Annotated in this window: 18 protein-coding genes; 4 read left to right on the top strand and 14 right to left on the bottom strand. The window is 41.5% G+C overall.

Annotation, left to right across the window (positions count from 1 at the left end; translation table 11 throughout):
• Window positions 1–124 precede the first annotated feature (124 nt).
• Window positions 125–2,398, top strand: a complete 2,274-nt coding sequence (locus tag FNK51_RS09670) for an ATP-dependent helicase (protein WP_141993160.1) — start codon at window positions 125–127, stop codon at window positions 2,396–2,398.
• 333 nt (window positions 2,399–2,731) lie between these two features.
• Here FNK51_RS09670 and spoVIF read toward each other — a convergent pair whose 3' ends face one another.
• The 11 genes from spoVIF to mgtE form a co-directional block, all read right to left on the bottom strand.
• Entirely contained in the window at window positions 2,732–2,986 is a 255-nt protein-coding gene (gene spoVIF / locus FNK51_RS09665) for a sporulation-specific transcription regulator SpoVIF (RefSeq protein ID WP_034314458.1), read from the bottom strand.
• A gap of 111 nt (window positions 2,987–3,097) precedes the next feature.
• Complete coding sequence (locus FNK51_RS09660) at window positions 3,098–3,253, bottom strand: YjcZ family sporulation protein (RefSeq protein ID WP_141993159.1); 156 nt, start codon at window positions 3,251–3,253, stop codon at window positions 3,098–3,100.
• A 102-nt stretch (window positions 3,254–3,355) separates the two neighbouring features.
• Window positions 3,356–3,712 carry a stage V sporulation protein AE gene (gene spoVAE / locus FNK51_RS09655; protein ID WP_098371273.1) on the bottom strand — a complete coding sequence of 119 codons (357 nt, stop codon included), beginning with the start codon at window positions 3,710–3,712 and terminating at the stop codon, window positions 3,356–3,358.
• A 16-nt stretch (window positions 3,713–3,728) separates the two neighbouring features.
• A complete protein-coding gene (spoVAD, locus tag FNK51_RS09650) occupies window positions 3,729–4,754 on the bottom strand; it encodes a stage V sporulation protein AD (protein ID WP_141993158.1) in 1,026 nt (341 codons plus the stop codon).
• Between the two features lie 3 nt (window positions 4,755–4,757).
• Window positions 4,758–5,228: a stage V sporulation protein AC gene (spoVAC, locus tag FNK51_RS09645; RefSeq protein ID WP_141993157.1), complete on the bottom strand. Its 471-nt coding sequence runs from the start codon at window positions 5,226–5,228 to the stop codon at window positions 4,758–4,760.
• A gap of 15 nt (window positions 5,229–5,243) precedes the next feature.
• Entirely contained in the window at window positions 5,244–5,630 is a 387-nt protein-coding gene (locus FNK51_RS09640; RefSeq protein ID WP_377396212.1) for a sporulation protein, read from the bottom strand.
• Window positions 5,631–6,030: 400 nt separating this feature from the next.
• A complete protein-coding gene (locus tag FNK51_RS09635; protein ID WP_098371277.1) occupies window positions 6,031–6,396 on the bottom strand; it encodes a DUF1360 domain-containing protein in 366 nt (121 codons plus the stop codon).
• 14 nt (window positions 6,397–6,410) lie between these two features.
• On the bottom strand, window positions 6,411–6,986 hold the full coding sequence (locus FNK51_RS09630) for a hypothetical protein (protein ID WP_141993156.1): 576 nt from the start codon (window positions 6,984–6,986) through the stop codon (window positions 6,411–6,413).
• 11 nt (window positions 6,987–6,997) lie between these two features.
• Complete coding sequence (locus FNK51_RS09625) at window positions 6,998–7,312, bottom strand: hypothetical protein (RefSeq protein ID WP_098371279.1); 315 nt, start codon at window positions 7,310–7,312, stop codon at window positions 6,998–7,000.
• A gap of 302 nt (window positions 7,313–7,614) precedes the next feature.
• On the bottom strand, window positions 7,615–8,388 hold the full coding sequence (gene fabI, locus FNK51_RS09620; protein ID WP_098371280.1) for an enoyl-ACP reductase FabI: 774 nt from the start codon (window positions 8,386–8,388) through the stop codon (window positions 7,615–7,617).
• Between the two features lie 133 nt (window positions 8,389–8,521).
• Complete coding sequence (mgtE, locus tag FNK51_RS09615) at window positions 8,522–9,892, bottom strand: magnesium transporter (RefSeq protein ID WP_098371404.1); 1,371 nt, start codon at window positions 9,890–9,892, stop codon at window positions 8,522–8,524.
• Window positions 9,893–10,014: 122 nt separating this feature from the next.
• Between mgtE and prpE the strand changes: the two genes are divergently transcribed.
• Window positions 10,015–10,758, top strand: a complete 744-nt coding sequence (gene prpE, locus FNK51_RS09610; protein ID WP_141993155.1) for a bis(5'-nucleosyl)-tetraphosphatase PrpE — start codon at window positions 10,015–10,017, stop codon at window positions 10,756–10,758.
• 95 nt (window positions 10,759–10,853) lie between these two features.
• Here the strand turns inward: prpE and FNK51_RS09605 are convergent, their stop codons facing one another.
• The 3 genes from FNK51_RS09605 to yjbM are packed head-to-tail and all read right to left on the bottom strand — an operon-like array spanning window position 10,854 to window position 13,251.
• Entirely contained in the window at window positions 10,854–11,768 is a 915-nt protein-coding gene (locus tag FNK51_RS09605) for an RluA family pseudouridine synthase (RefSeq protein ID WP_141993154.1), read from the bottom strand.
• Window positions 11,769–11,785: 17 nt separating this feature from the next.
• Window positions 11,786–12,580, bottom strand: a complete 795-nt coding sequence (locus FNK51_RS09600) for an NAD kinase (protein WP_053534153.1) — start codon at window positions 12,578–12,580, stop codon at window positions 11,786–11,788.
• Between the two features lie 50 nt (window positions 12,581–12,630).
• Window positions 12,631–13,251 (bottom strand): GTP diphosphokinase, encoded by a 621-nt coding sequence (gene yjbM / locus FNK51_RS09595; RefSeq protein WP_034314484.1) that lies wholly within the window; start codon window positions 13,249–13,251, stop codon window positions 12,631–12,633.
• A gap of 315 nt (window positions 13,252–13,566) precedes the next feature.
• On the opposite strand from yjbM, the gene FNK51_RS09590 reads away from it, so the two are divergent.
• Both FNK51_RS09590 and FNK51_RS09585 read left to right on the top strand, forming a co-directional pair.
• On the top strand, window positions 13,567–14,145 hold the full coding sequence (locus FNK51_RS09590; RefSeq protein WP_141993153.1) for a CYTH domain-containing protein: 579 nt from the start codon (window positions 13,567–13,569) through the stop codon (window positions 14,143–14,145).
• Between the two features lie 31 nt (window positions 14,146–14,176).
• Window positions 14,177–14,611 carry a transglycosylase SLT domain-containing protein gene (locus tag FNK51_RS09585; RefSeq protein WP_286178617.1) on the top strand — a complete coding sequence of 145 codons (435 nt, stop codon included), beginning with the start codon at window positions 14,177–14,179 and terminating at the stop codon, window positions 14,609–14,611.
• Window positions 14,612–15,007: the final 396 nt, after the last annotated feature.

The raw sequence follows: 15,007 nt of genomic DNA, 5'->3' as shown, positions 1-15,007 counted from the left end.
ATGTTGTCATTTAATTACCTATCCGGAACCATAATTTAAACATGATTTCCGCATTCTTTTTTCCTAATCTTCTGGTATGATGAGTATTGCCGATATTTTTAATAGATTAGAGGTATCCATTTATATGAATCAAGCAAAATCTGGCAATGAAATCGTACATTTACATACCGTTTCAGCTGGTGAGCTGCAGACACTTTTTGAAAAAGGAAAACGTGATCAGCTTTCTTGTATCATTTGTCATAAACCAGTGAAATTATTTATTGGAATCCATGAGACACCTTATTTTTATCATAGTGACCCGTCGCAGGGACCCTGTGAAATGCCAATTTCAGAATCGATGAACGAGGACAGGCCATTAGAATATATGGAACAGAATGGATTTAGGATTCCAACATCACGAACCATTACGGAAACAAAAACCATTACAGAACCTTTCCTTAAAAGCCGGCCCATAACCGGCAATCCGAAATATTCAGATAAACCATATGGTCTGGCACAATCAGAGGAACCATACTTTCAAGAATTATCCTCATCAGGGGTTGTACTCGATGCAGAGCAACTCAAGGCCGTAATGACGATCGATGGTCCAATTCTCGTCCTTTCAGGAGCAGGCAGCGGGAAAACCCGCGTATTGACGGTACGCACTGCCTATATGCTTACAGTGAAAAAAATTGATCCAAAAAGTATCATGCTTGTAACATTTACGGCGAAATCCGCAAAGGAAATGCAGCAGCGTCTGCTCGGCTATCCCTCTATGACGCCTTCCCTTGTTTCTCAAATCGTTAGCGGGACCTTTCATAGCATCTTTTATAAAATCCTGATTTTCCATGAACCAGCCAAATGGCAGCGCGATTTTCTATTGAAGTGGGAGTGGGAAAAAGAAAAGGTATTGAAACAGGCTGGCAGGGAATTGGAACTTGATGATAAGGAATTTGCATATGATCAAGCCCTTCAGCAAATCGGGCTTTGGAAAAACTCTTTGGCCTTTCCAGAAGATATTCACCCTAAGGACGATTGGGAGAAATCGTGTTTATTTTTATATAAGAAATATGAAGAATATAAACAGCAAACAGGGAAGTATGATTTTGATGATATGCTTGTAGGCTGTTATGTATTTTTAAAAAATCACCCGGATTTTTTAAAGAAATATCAGCAAAGGTTTAACTATTTTTTGGTAGATGAGTTTCAGGATATCAATAAAGTTCAATATGAATTGATAAAACTCCTCTCTGCTGAATCAAAAAATGTATGTGCAGTTGGAGATGATGATCAATCCATCTATTCATTCCGGGGAAGCGATCCGAAGTATATTTTGAATTTCAATCATGATTTCCCTCAATCCCAAGTAGTGAAGCTGACGGAGAATTACCGCTCTTCCCATGAAATTGTCGCTACAGCGAACCGATTGATTAAGCGCAACCAGAACCGGATGGAGAAAAAGATGAGGGCACAGCATGATTCAGGAAATCCCCCTATTTTATTTTATCCTTATGATGAGGAATTGGAAGCAACGATGATCGTATCCGATATCCAAGAGAAAATATCCAAGGGAGCCAACCCTGGGGACTTTGCAGTATTGTACAGGACACACACGATGTCCAGGGCCATTTTTGAACGGCTAGCCGCTTCCAACCTGCCATTCGTCATTGAAAAGGATGCGGATTCGTTTTATCAGCGCAGGGTCATCCGCGGCATGCTTGCCTTTATGCGCTTGAGTTTGTTTCCTCATGACAGCAAGGCAGCATCTGATGTCCTTTCCTCCTTATTCTTAAAGCAAAGTATATTACAGGAGTTAAAAGCAATGACAATATTGCAGGATTGTGATTTTATCGATGCATTTGCTTTTGTTAAGACAGGACATGCTTTTCAAGAACGAAAATTAAAAACGATTCCAGGACAGATCCGCTCATTAAAAATTATGTCGCCACTCGTAGCTTTAGAAATCATCGAGAAAGATTTAGGATACCAGGAATATGTAAAAAAACGCGGAAATGATGCGAACCTGGAAAAAGGGTCCGATGACATCCGTGACTTAAAGGTGGCAGCAAATCGTTTTCCCACCGTCGCCGCTTTCCTTGAACATGTCGATCACATGACTGCGATGGTCCAAGAGATTAAACAGCTATCGAAACATTTTAAGGATGCCATACAGCTTACCACCATACACCGTTCCAAAGGGCTTGAATATAACACAGTATATGTTCTTGCTGCTGTCGATGGCAGCATTCCTCATGATTTCGCACTTGAATCTTACCGGAAAGGGGAACTATCCCCTCTTGAAGAGGAAAGACGATTGCTCTATGTAGCGGCAACCAGGGCTAAAAAGGACCTTTACCTTTCCATCCTGCAAACTAGACGCGGACGGACCGCCCATCCATCACGTTTTCTGAAGCTTTGACCAAATCTGATGCTATCCCATCTTAGGAAATGGAAGGATAAAACAAGATGAGGTTAGGAATGGTCTCATCCCGAACCAGGTTTAAGACTAGTTTATACTTTATGGATTTTTACTGTTTTATGAAACCCTTACTAAAATGAAGAAATTTACGACACTCCTGCCGGAAAACTGACTTGCCAGGAAACCGCTAGATGCTTATGGCGAGGAGGCTTGGCAGGCAGTCGGCAAATTTCTGGAATCAACTACAACTTTTTTTTAAAAAAACTGCAGGCAAACTCGCTTTTCTTCGAGTTTGTCTGCAGTCTGAAGGCCTGCATGATAGCAGGCCTTTTTTCACTTTTTATTTATCATATTCGAAATAGTACCGAAATCCAGCTTATTCCCTTCAGCTACGATGGAATGGACGATTTTATCTTCCGTTTCTTTATTGACCGGTTTGTTCGCTATTTTTGAAACACGCTTAATGACATTTCTAACAGTTGTTTCATCTTTGAAATTGGCTCCTTGCAGCGAGTTTGCCAATTCTAATACATCTTTCATATTTACGCCGGTTTTACCTTCTATGTTTTTAAAAAAGTTATTATCCATACTTAAGCCCCTCCCTTTTCTGTACCTATCCTATGGCATTATCAGAAAAATGGTGCTTGGCCCAAACAAAAAAAAAAAAGGAATAGGCTTCTTCTGCCTATTCCATTTTCCTTAGCAGAAAGAAGCCCCTACAATGATCAATAGGATAAACAATACAACGATTATCGCAAAAGTGGAACCGCCGCCATATCCGCCGCCGTATCCATAACCGCCGCCGTATCCATAACCGCTGCCGCCACAACAACCGTAGCCACCAAAACCAAACATACATATCACCTCGCTCTCGCTAAAGCTTACTGATAACATATGTAGGTCTGGACAAATATGTATAGGCCATGTCCTAGTCCTGGCTGCCTATTTCCGATTATTTCATCCTTTTGGTCTGAAAACCAAAGCTCCGATGAATCCAAAGACGATTGCTGCAGAGATACCGGAACTCGTAATTTCAAACATACCAGTCAGTACGCCAACGAGCCCATGTTTTTCCGATTCCATCATCGCCCCGTTCACCAGTGAGTTCCCAAACGAAATGATCGGTACGGTTGCTCCAGCACCGGCAAAGTCAATAAGCGGCTCATATAAATCAAATCCGCCAAGAACAGCTCCTATTACAACGAACAAGCTTAACGTATGTGCTGGTGTGAGCTTAGCAACATCGAAAAGAAGCTGGCCGACGACACAGATCAAGCCACCGATGACAAAGGCCCAAAAAAACATTGCTAACATCGAAATCTCTCCTTTTTCATGAATTCATTCCATATTCAATGGCCACCGCATGGGCAATGCACGGAATCGTATCTTTTTGCTGGACGGAAAGTGGTGACAATAATGCTCCTGTTGCGACAAGCAGAATTTTTTTATATTTACCAGAAATCATCTCATTTAATATATGACCGTATAAAACCACTGCCGAACATCCCGCACCGCTCCCGCCAGCCAAAACAGGCTGATCCTTTTTAAAAATCATCAATCCGCAATCTTTGAATTTTTCCTGATTGATGTCACAGCCCTTTTGCTTTAATAATTCAATGGCTGACTCCCTCCCTATCTGACCTAAATCACCAGTAATGATGAAATCATAATCATCCGGGGTCAAACCAGTATCTTTGAAATGGGCAAGTATCGTATCGACGGCCGCTGGGGCCATCGCTCCCCCCATATTGAAAGGATCTTTCAATCCCATGTCAATGACCTTTCCGATAGTGGCCGAGACAATATGGGGAAATTCCCCTTGCTTGCTTCCACCAGGAGCAACCAGCGCCACCCCCGCTCCTGTTATCGTCCATTGGGCTGTAGGTGGTTTTTGCCCTCCATATTCAGTTGGATAGCGAAATTGTTTTTCAACAGCTGCATTGTGGCTCGAGGCGCCTGTCAACACATAGTTAGCCCCGCCATAATTAGTGATGAATGCAGCTAGAGCAAGCCCTTCCATTGAAGTGGAACAGGCTCCAAACAATCCGAAATATGGAATTCCATTAGTTCTGGCTGCAAAGCTTGTAGGTGTAACCTGATTGATTAAATCACCCGCCAAAAAAAATTGTACCTGTTCCTTGTTGATCTTACCTTTTTCCAATGCAAGCTCAACCGCTTTTTCCATCAAATGTCGATGTGCCTTCTCATATGATTCCTGCTCCATCCACAAATTGTCGTATAGGATATCGAAATCACCCGCGATTTCTCCATTTGCTTCAAATGGACCGCCTGTTACCCCTGTTTCCAAGATGACCGGTTTATTGGTAAACATCCATGTTTGTTCTCCCTTTAACACCGCTTAGCCCCCACTCATTTGATAAATTGTTTTTATCAACGCCACGACAAAGGCTGAAAATACTCCAAATAAAATGACAGATCCGGCCAATTTAAACATATTGGATCCAACACCAAGTACAAAACCTTCCGTCCGATGTTCGATTGCTGCCGAAATGACTGCGTTACCGAATCCTGTAACAGGGACGGCACTTCCTGCCCCAGCAAACTGGCCAATGCGGTCGTAAAATCCGAAACCGGTCATCAAAAGGGCCAGGAACACCATGGTGGCAGTTGTAGGACCTCCGGCTGTCTGTTCCGTAAAGTTGAAAAAGTAAATATAGAAGTAGGAAATGGCTTGTCCCACTATGCAGAAAATGCCACCTACTAAAAAAGCTTTCAAACAATTCTTCACTATTGGTCTTTTAATTTCATGCTTCCCTTGGAGCTCTTGATACGCATTCTGCTGTGGGGTCGTTTTCTCCTTGCCACTCATAGCTGAACCTCTCTTCTAAATTAATTCTTTTTGAAGTTCTTCAATTTCCTTGAACTTCTTCCTTGCCTTTTTTTCGGGTACATCTTTTTCTTTGAGTAATTCGTTCAATCTTACAGATTCCAAAAATATTTTATAATCGCTTGATACGATAAAATCATTTTTGGGAAACTTCTCTTCCAGATTTTCAGTCACAGTCTTTTCAATTTTCTTCATATGAAAACGTTGCAGGTGCTTAACTTTATAAGCGACGATAATCTTTTTTTCGTTTTTCACGACGATCACGTCATAGATGGTGTCTTCATTAGCAACTGTTTCCTTGACCTTTGAGATCAGTCCCTTTTCATCCTTCTCATCCATTCCATTAATGATATCCATCGGTTCAGGATTCGTACGTTTAATCATTGCTAAATTCTCCGTTTTTCCATCATTCTGATTGCTGCAAGCAGTAAGCACACACAAAAAAACTATAAAAACCAGCAAGCTGCCCTTAAAATATCTTCCTTGTCTGAGCATAGAATCACATCCTAATTTATCGTTCTATTGTTATTTTCTTGTATAACTGTTTTTTTATGAATGGTAGGATTAGGAAATAAAAAACCTTTCCAAAATGGAAAGGTTTCTTCACTCAATAGCCTTTATTTTTATTGTTATTATTACAGCCACAGTCTTTCTTGATTTTGACCGGCTGATCTTTTTTAATCGGTTTTGCATAAGCCCATGGATTCTGTTTCTGATTCAATTTATAACTCCTCCTTTAAGATCTATACCATACTATATGAACGAAGAGACAAGTTGTTTCCAATCAAATGTCCATAATTTTGCTGATTATGACCTCAATGATTGCGCCTACTGCTGCTACGGCAAGGATTAATATCAATACGTCGCCAATAAACCAATGTTGGATATAAAGAAAAACCAGAAAAAGGCTTACCCAGACACCAACGCACCAAAAACAGCTCAGCAATTGACCAATCCAGCCAAGCAGGCCCTTCTCTTTGGGCATTAAAAATATTTCCACATCCCCTTTTTCATTTTTTTCCTCTATTTCTGTAAAAAAGGGGCGGCGCAGCGGCTCCAGGATCTTATCGAAAACGATCAAGCGTGTCAGCCTGAAGGAAGCCAAGCCTAATATTATAAATAAGGTAAATTCATTTTGTGGGGGAAACATTTAATATTGCTCCTTCACTTAGGTTCTTCAATTATTTTGGCATCGATGATATCCGGCAGGCCCACGAAACGAATATGCTTCCCTCTTTTAATCTTCACTGATTCCCCCTTCATTCCCAATACATGAAACTGAATTGTTTTTCCGTTAACAATAGCCTCACATAATGGCTTTGGAAAACCTTGATGATTGGATAGGCGGGAAATGATGTCGCGGGAAGATTCTTTCTTCTCCACCTTTTTCCTTTTTCTCTTAACTGGTTTTTCGTTTTCTTGTTCTATTTGTTCAGGATGTTCCATTTGTTCAACCGGAGTTTGCTCAGGGACATATTGTCCGGTGATTTTCCTTAATCCCGTAATCTCTTTTTCAATTTCCTTCATGGCATCATAAACACCGAATTCTCGTTTGACTTTTTCGATTTTTTCTTCTTTTTGCTCGGCTTCCTGTAGTTCGGGTTCAGGCTCAACACTGTCTTTAGGTGTAGCTTTTTTCGTTCGAAAATCACTTTGCATATTCCCACGCTGATCTGATATTTTTGCTTGATCGACATATAAAAGTGGTTTGGATTCCTTATCGCCATTTTTCCCTGACATGAAAACCCTCCTTAATATTTCAGGATATCCACAGACTGCAGCTGCTCCATATGGTATTGGACAACTTTTTTCCCAAATTTATGCCTTATGAATAAACTGGATTCTTTTTTTTGTTCCAATTTCCCAAACAGTGTACGGTCATTGATGATGAACTTACAAACAGGTTTAGGTGCAAAGGCTGGAAGCCGGGACAATAGCTCCACCAATTCCTCGGCAGTATATGGAGTGCTGATATTTTTTTCATTCAAATTAATATGTCTCTTCAGCGGATTGTATATGGTTTGTTTTCCAACAGCACAAGGCAGACCAACTTTCTTCACGTCCATGATTCCCCTCCTTCTTTTTCACGAATAGGGTTGAAAGCAGGTTTTTGCCGATTCTCGCAAACAATGTATATCAGCTCTATGTATCATTTATATGAGATTCACCCTTCTTTATGCTGGAGATGTGCCGCTCCTCAAAAAAGGACACTAACCAAACTTAAGTATGGTGGGGATTAGCGGAGAAAACTAAAACATTTGAAGATGAAAAAATCGGAAAGATTTCAATTGAGGATGTAGCAGTTCATACCTGCATAGTGGACAATCAACAAAAAAAGGGGACCGATATCGGCCCCCCTCAATTACTGTCATCCGATTATATGATAACCAGAATCCACATGGATATTTTCCCCGGTAATTCCGCGGGACATGTCACTTAATAAAAATACTGCCGTATCCCCTACTTCTTCCGGAGTCGTTGTACGACGGAGCGGTGCTTCTTCCTCAATCTTCTTTAAAATTGTATTGAAGTCACGGACACCTTTAGCGGATAAGGTACGGATTGGACCAGCTGAAATTGCATTCACTCGGATGTTATCTTTGCCAAGATCACTTGACAGGTAACGGACATTGGCTTCTAGTGAGGCCTTGGCCACTCCCATTACATTATAATTTGGCATGACCCGTTCACCGCCAAGATACGTCATTGTGACAATGCTGCCACCATCCGGCATGATTTCCTTCGCCGCTTTAGCTACAGCCGTCAAAGAGAATGAACTGATATTATGGGCAAGCAAGAACCCTTCACGGCTCGTGTTGACGAACTCGCCGTCCAGCTCTTCCTTGTTAGCAAATGCGATACTGTGTGCCACGCCATGAATGATACCTGTTTCTTCCTTAATCATCGCAAAACATTTTTCAATGCTTTCATCCTTCGTTACATCACATTGTAAAATGGCGGAAGGCTCCCCTTCCAATGTAGAAGATAGTTCCCTAACGCTTTTTTCCGTACGGTCTTTTCCGTAAGTGAATATCAGCTTTGCACCTGCTTTATGTAAGGAACGGGCAACTCCCCATGCAATACTTCTTTTATTCGCTACACCCATTATGACAAACGTTTTTCCCTCTAATGAAAAAGTCATCGTATGTGACCTCCTATTTTTAATACAAGTTATTAGTACCTGCTACTAATGATAGTATATCAAAATTCCTTTGATAAAAACACCGTTTTCTAAAGTCCTGTGGGAATAGCCCTCCAAGAGGGCCTTCTTTGACTTATAGTAAATAGCCCATTAATAATGTTGCTAATCCGAAATAAATAAGAATACTGATAAGGTCGTTGATTGTTGTAATGAAAGGACCTGAAGCTACCGCTGGGTCGATTTTCATTTTATGCATAAGAAGCGGGACGATTGAACCGGCAAGTGTGGCCACGATTAGAGTTATGAAAATGGAAATACCGACTAATAATCCTAGCATTAAATCACCTTGCCAAAAATAGACAATGAAAGTGATGGCAATTCCACATGTCAGGCCAATAATAAGGCCAGTTCCAGCCTCTCGAAGGACCAGTTTCCACTTGCTTTCTTGTTCTAATTCACCTGTTGCGATCCCTCTGACCGCTACTGCCAATGCTTGTGTTCCTGTATTTCCAGCCATGCCGCCAATCAATGGAATAAATACAGCAAGAATCGCTTTTTGACTTAGTGTTTCTTCGAATCGGCCGATCAAACTCGCAGTCAGCAAGCCTAAAAATAAGAGGATGACCAACCATGGCAGCCGTTTTTTTGCAGCGGAAAATGGACTCTTATCAACATGATCAAGATCAGAGATACCTGCCAATTTAGAATAGTCATCGGATGCCTCTTCATCCATGACGTCAATGATATCATCAACCGTTATAATCCCTAATAAATGGTTTTGGAAATCGACGACTGGCACGGCAAGGAAGTTATAGTCCCTTATTTTTCGTGCCACCTCTTCCTGGTCTTCAGATACAGGTACGGAAACTACCCTGTCATCCATTAAATCACCGATTAAAGCATCTTCATCAGCAATGATCAATGTCCTGAGCGATAAAACACCAAGCAACTTCTTATCCTGATCGGTTACGAACACATAATAAATTGTTTCCGCTTCCGGAGCTTCCCTTTTTAAGATCTGCATGGCTGATCGAGCGGTTTCATTTGCTTCAATGGCAATGAATTCTGTCGTCATGATACTTCCTGCCGTAGATTCCTCATAGTTCAGAAGCTCCTGGATTTCACTTGCCGCTTCATCATCCATGATGGTCAAATAGCTGACTGCCTGCTCATCATTGATTTCATTCAGGACGTCAGCCGCATCATCCGCATACATATGGGAAAGCATATCGGCTGCGTAAGTAGGATTCATTTCAGCCAACAGGCTTTCGTAATCCTCTTCATCTATTTCTATATTTTCAAAAAGGTCCGCCATTTCTTCCGGTGACAAATATGTGTAGACGACGGATCTGAATTCATCTGACAAGCTTGTATAAAATTGAGCCTGATCATATGGATGCATTTCAAGGAACTCCGTACGAAACTGATCTAGACTTTCCGTTTTTAGCGCTTCAAGCAAAAGCTCGTTATTCATTTGACTATTCTCCCGCTCCCGGTCCTTCATCTCCTCCATAACCATACACCTCCTAAAACATATTTTTTCATTTCCTCGTTTATATTTTATTTTTTTAAATAATACTATACTAATACCATAAACATATACAAAACAAACAAAGGGTGTGTCAAATGAACATCGATATCATAGGGGACATTCATGGATGTTTCGCTGAATTCAGGCAGCTGACCGAAAAAATGGGCTATACATGGGAGACTGGGTTTCCTGTACATCCCTCTGGAAGAATTCTCGGCTTTGTAGGGGATTTAACCGATCGCGGCCCAAACTCCCTTCAAGTAATAGAGGTTGTCCATGAATTAGTCATTAACCAAAATATAGCAAGGTATGCCCCAGGTAACCACTGCAATAAATTGTATCGTTATTTTTCAGGCAATAAAGTTCAAATTTCACACGGTTTAGAGACTACTGTAGCTGAATATGAATCACTGAACATTCGGGAGCAGAAGAAGATCCGAAAAAAGTTTATGGATCTGTATGAACGTTCCCCACTTTATCAACTCATCGATGAAGGGCGATTGATCATTGCCCATGCAGGAATTCGCAGAGACTATATTGGCCAATATAGCAATAAGGTAAAAACCTTTGTCCTCTATGGTGATATCAATGGCTCCAAACATCCCGATGGGTCACCGGTCAGGAAAGACTGGGCACAATCATACAAAGGGGAAACATGGATCGTATATGGACATACACCAGTCCCTGAAGCTAGACGAGTCAATCATACATATAATATTGATACAGGCTGCGTCTTCGGTGGAAAACTGACGGCTGTCCGTTATCCCGAAATGGATCTTCAAGAGGTGCCTTCTTCCATGCCATATATAGCGGAAAAATTCAGGACATCTTTTGATTAACCAAAAAAACTCGCCATCTTGGTGAGTTTTTTTTGCGTCTATGAAGTTTTTTCATAATCTTGGTTTCGTTTAATGCAGCCCGGACGGATATAAAGTCAGGAATCCCATCCTTTACTTCCCTCGAGCAAACGGGTCATATCTTCTGGTAACTCTTCTTGAAACAACATCATCTTCTTGGTGAAAGGATGTAAAAATTTCAATTCAAAACAATGAAGGGCTTGGCGAGGGATACCTCTCCTGTTCCCTCCATATAAATCATCACCAGCCAGCGGGTGACCAATATGCGCCATATGGACCCTGATTTGATGTGTACGCCCTGTTCGGAGTTCCAAATTAAGGAATGTATAGGACTCTGTATGTGCCAATACCTTAAATAGGGTACAGGCATACCGGCCATCCTCCCTGACTTCCCGTTCAATGATGCTGGTCGATTTTCGTCCGATTGGCGCCACTATCTCTCCTACAGGTCCTTCAACGATTCCTTCAGCTACGGCTTGGTATCTCCGTTTAACCTGTCCTGATTTTTGCTGTTCACTTAAAAGGTGATGGATATGCCGGTGCTTGGCAATTAAAACCAAACCTGATGTGTCCCGGTCAAGACGTGTAACTATATGGATCGTCGCCTGTATTCCCGTCTTCCTATAATAACCCGCCAGGCCATTCGCCAGACTGCCGTTGGGATGCTCGCGGGAAGGAATGGTATTCATGGAAGGGGGCTTGGCCACCACCAATACAAACTCATCTTCATACCTGACATTCAGGGGGATGGGTTCCGGCAAAAGACCTTCGCTTGCCTGCTCCGGCGGAAATATGACGGTGACGATGTCGCCCGTTTCAATCCGTTCCCTTACGGTCACTTCTTCGCCGTTCAACTGGATATATCCACCTTTAAACTTAATATCCGTTAATGCTCGTTTTGAAATATCGCATTTGCTGAGAAACTCTCGCAATAAAGAGCCAGAATCCTCTTCAAAAACCGACCAGGTCAAAGAAAAGTTTTGATTTGACATGAGGTGAATCTATCTCCTTAATTAGCAATAAATGAATCATGCACTCTTTTCCAGAAAGGAAAAGGGCGGAATCTGGCAAATCGGATCTTTTCATCTGCCACTCGGCACTGTATCGACTTTACATTTTCCTGAAGCAAGGACAAATGGTCGACCGTAATTTGAAAATTGACCGCATTGACCGGCCTGAACATACACGTATGATGTGCCGGCAGCAGAAGTGGAGATCCTACCGTCCTAAACACCCGGTTATTAATGGATGCCAATTCGGTAATCTGGATAGCATCGATTGATGGATGGACGATGGCACCGCCAAGCGCCTTATTATACGCCGTGCTTCCAGATGGCGTCGCAATGCATAAACCATCTCCACGGAACGTCTCGAAATGCTGGCCGCGTATTTCAACGTCCATGACAAGCGTCCCTTCCACACTTTTGACCGTCGATTCATTCAAAGCCAAAAATCTTGCTTCCCGTCCTCCATGCTGATAACGGACAATCGTTTCGAGCAGTGGATATTCCACTATTTGAAATGGGGTTTTAGCTAAAGCTATCACCAATTTTTCAATTTCATCAGGGGTCCAATCTGCATAAAAACCAAGATGTCCTGTATGTACACCGACAAAGGCAGTTTTATCCAATCGATTCTTATAACGGTGAAAAGCATATAATAAAGTGCCATCACCACCGACAGAAATGACAATATCCGGCTGATCTTCGTCATATTCCAAATGAAAGTCCTGAAGATACGTTCGCATCCTTTGCATTAAAGTATTCGATTTCGCATCTCCTTTTGACGTAATCGCAAATTTCATGTAATACCACCTCACAAATTAGATTTCTTCTCGTTTACCCATTTATGCGTTCAAGAATCTTTCTTCCTGGAAAAAAGACGCTGTGCTTCCTGGATTTCCGTACGGATTTGCGACATCTCTGCATCAAGCAGGAAGGCCGCTTCCGCTGCACGTTTGAGTCGCAGTTGAATATCTTCCGGGAAAATGCCTTTATATTTATAATTCAAAGAATGTTCAATCGTTGCCCAAAAATTCATCGCAAGAGTCCTGATTTGTATTTCGGCAAGGATATTTTTTTCGCCATGGATCGTCTGGACCGGATAGCGGATTACAACATGATAAGAACGATAGCCGCTTGCTTTTTTATGGGAAATATAATTCCTCTCCTCGACTATCTCGAAGTCATTGCGACCTCGTAAAAGTTCAACTACCTGTTCGATATCATCCACGAACTGGCACATCATGCGAAGCCCTGCAATATCCTGAATTTCAGTTCCCAATTTATCAATGGGAATATCCTTCAAGCTCGCCTTATCCAAAATGCTGACAATCGGCTTTACCCTGCCTGTTACAAATTCGATCGGCGAGTGAATATTCTCTCTCTCAAACTGTTTCCTTAATCCCTTTAGCTTAACCTTTAATTCTTCGACAGCCTGAGTATAAGGCGCCAAGAAATCGTCCCAACTCTCCATTGCCACACCACCTATATCTATCTAAAAAGCGCCTGTTCAACTCTGGTATGGGCAGAACGCTCTCCTAAATCCAGCAGTCACATGACTTTATGCCAATTCACCGCTGGATCCTATTTCTTTTTCTAGCAAAAAGTATGTATTAAATTTCTATATATACGATAATCCATTTTTCGTGCTCAACGTTTATATTTTATCATATCCTGCAATTGATTCCTAAATATTCAAGTATAATAGCAAAAATTATTGAATTCAATTTGACAGCTGGAATGGTTCTTATATGATTAACCTAAGAATCAGTCAGAAAGGATGGAACACATGAACCAGCATATTGAAATTGAATTTAAAAACCTTTTAAGCGAAAAAGAATTTCGTCAACTGATCGAATACTTTCATCTCGGGGCATCGAACTTTAAAACCCAGAAAAATCATTACTTCGATACACTCGGATTCACTTTAAAAAATCAAGATTCTGCGCTTAGAATCCGGGAGAAAAACGGGCGTTACGAGCTGACTTTAAAACAGCCCGCTACAGAAGGATTATTGGAAACGAATCAAGATATTCCTGAAGAAACCGCATATGCATTTCTGAATCATAACACATTCCCTGATGGCGAGATCCAACATCTTATCCTAGAATGCGGAATTGATCCAAAAGATTTTACCTGCTTTGGGACACTAAAGACAGACCGTCTTGAATTTCCTTACAAAGAGGGTTTACTTGTATTAGATCATAGTTCGTATTTGAATCAGGAAGACTTTGAGCTTGAATATGAAGTGACGGATGCAAAAGCCGGGAAAAAAAACTTCCTGACCCTCCTTGAAACCCTTCAAATTCCGGTAAGGGAAACCGAAAATAAGGTTAAGAGGTTTTATCGCGCCAAATTCCAGGAATAATCCTGTTTGAACCCATTCGGAGGTGGAGAGTTTGAAAATCCAAGATTTCAAAACGTTTATGGAATTGCAAGCAATCCAGCAATTCACAAATGGCAGCCTCACAAATACAAATTCATCTCGATTCGTTTTCCAGGACATGCTCTCGGAACTGGTTTCGGGTGATGCTCTTGAAAGCACTTCGCAGAAATTGGGTTCCTTATTATCCAATGTGGAAGCGGAAACGAAATCCTTTCTTCAACCCGGCGGCCTAACATCCATGAACATCAACACGATATCCGCTGCCCATCCTAACAATCAGAGCAGCAGCGAAACCGCAACAAACTATGATCATATAATCAGCCAGGCGGCCAGTTTATATAATCTCCCGGAAAAACTGATTAAGTCTGTCATTAAACAAGAATCGAACTTCACCCCTGAAGCAACCAGTTATGCGGGTGCTACTGGCCTTATGCAGGTGCGACCATAAGGTCATATAAGAAATCTTCCCTAGCAAGAAGCAGGTTTAACCACAATTACCTGTCATCACCTAACTTATCCGTGAGGGAAACCAATATCGGGGAGTGTAGCATGTTAGGAAAGCCATAAGTTATCAAACTACTATGATACGACTGAATGGCAAGATGAAAAGTTGTAAACAAGGATGAAAGCTAAACTGCCTGAACGACAGTCCAAGGGGGTTAAAGGCCCACCTATAACGGAAAGTAGTTATAAACGTTATACAGCCAAGGGAAATAAGATAACTGTTGGCTTATTTTCAATTGCACCTCTGATTAACTGCATGTCAGAAGTGAGTGGTTCAAGGCTGACCGTTCCCAATAAAGGATAAAAGGACGAACGTCGCATCCGATATTACAACGTGCTT

The sequence above is a fragment of the Bacillus sp. B4EP4a genome (assembly GCF_006680105.1).
GTDB lineage: Bacteria > Bacillota > Bacilli > Bacillales > DSM-1321 > Peribacillus > Peribacillus simplex_E.
The sequence above is the reverse complement of the archived record's forward strand: the minus strand, read 5'-3'. Positions and strand labels throughout refer to the sequence as shown.

Excerpts from the sequence above, each read along its gene's own strand:
- FNK51_RS09670 (WP_141993160.1), top strand. The coding sequence starts at position 125 with ATGAATCAAGCAAAATCTGGCAATGAAATCGTACATTTACATACCGTT.
- spoVIF (WP_034314458.1), bottom strand. The coding sequence starts at position 2,986 with ATGGATAATAACTTTTTTAAAAACATAGAAGGTAAAACCGGCGTAAAT.
- FNK51_RS09660 (WP_141993159.1), bottom strand. The coding sequence starts at position 3,253 with ATGTTTGGTTTTGGTGGCTACGGTTGTTGTGGCGGCAGCGGTTATGGA.
- spoVAE (WP_098371273.1), bottom strand. The coding sequence starts at position 3,712 with ATGTTAGCAATGTTTTTTTGGGCCTTTGTCATCGGTGGCTTGATCTGT.
- spoVAC (WP_141993157.1), bottom strand. The coding sequence starts at position 5,228 with ATGAGTGGCAAGGAGAAAACGACCCCACAGCAGAATGCGTATCAAGAG.
- FNK51_RS09640 (WP_377396212.1), bottom strand. The coding sequence starts at position 5,630 with ATGATTAAACGTACGAATCCTGAACCGATGGATATCATTAATGGAATG.
- FNK51_RS09635 (WP_098371277.1), bottom strand. The coding sequence starts at position 6,396 with ATGTTTCCCCCACAAAATGAATTTACCTTATTTATAATATTAGGCTTG.
- FNK51_RS09630 (WP_141993156.1), bottom strand. The coding sequence starts at position 6,986 with ATGTCAGGGAAAAATGGCGATAAGGAATCCAAACCACTTTTATATGTC.
- FNK51_RS09625 (WP_098371279.1), bottom strand. The coding sequence starts at position 7,312 with ATGGACGTGAAGAAAGTTGGTCTGCCTTGTGCTGTTGGAAAACAAACC.
- fabI (WP_098371280.1), bottom strand. The coding sequence starts at position 8,388 with ATGACTTTTTCATTAGAGGGAAAAACGTTTGTCATAATGGGTGTAGCG.
- mgtE (WP_098371404.1), bottom strand. The coding sequence starts at position 9,892 with ATGAAGGACCGGGAGCGGGAGAATAGTCAAATGAATAACGAGCTTTTG.
- prpE (WP_141993155.1), top strand. The coding sequence starts at position 10,015 with ATGAACATCGATATCATAGGGGACATTCATGGATGTTTCGCTGAATTC.
- FNK51_RS09605 (WP_141993154.1), bottom strand. The coding sequence starts at position 11,768 with ATGTCAAATCAAAACTTTTCTTTGACCTGGTCGGTTTTTGAAGAGGAT.
- FNK51_RS09600 (WP_053534153.1), bottom strand. The coding sequence starts at position 12,580 with ATGAAATTTGCGATTACGTCAAAAGGAGATGCGAAATCGAATACTTTA.
- yjbM (WP_034314484.1), bottom strand. The coding sequence starts at position 13,251 with ATGGAGAGTTGGGACGATTTCTTGGCGCCTTATACTCAGGCTGTCGAA.
- FNK51_RS09590 (WP_141993153.1), top strand. The coding sequence starts at position 13,567 with ATGAACCAGCATATTGAAATTGAATTTAAAAACCTTTTAAGCGAAAAA.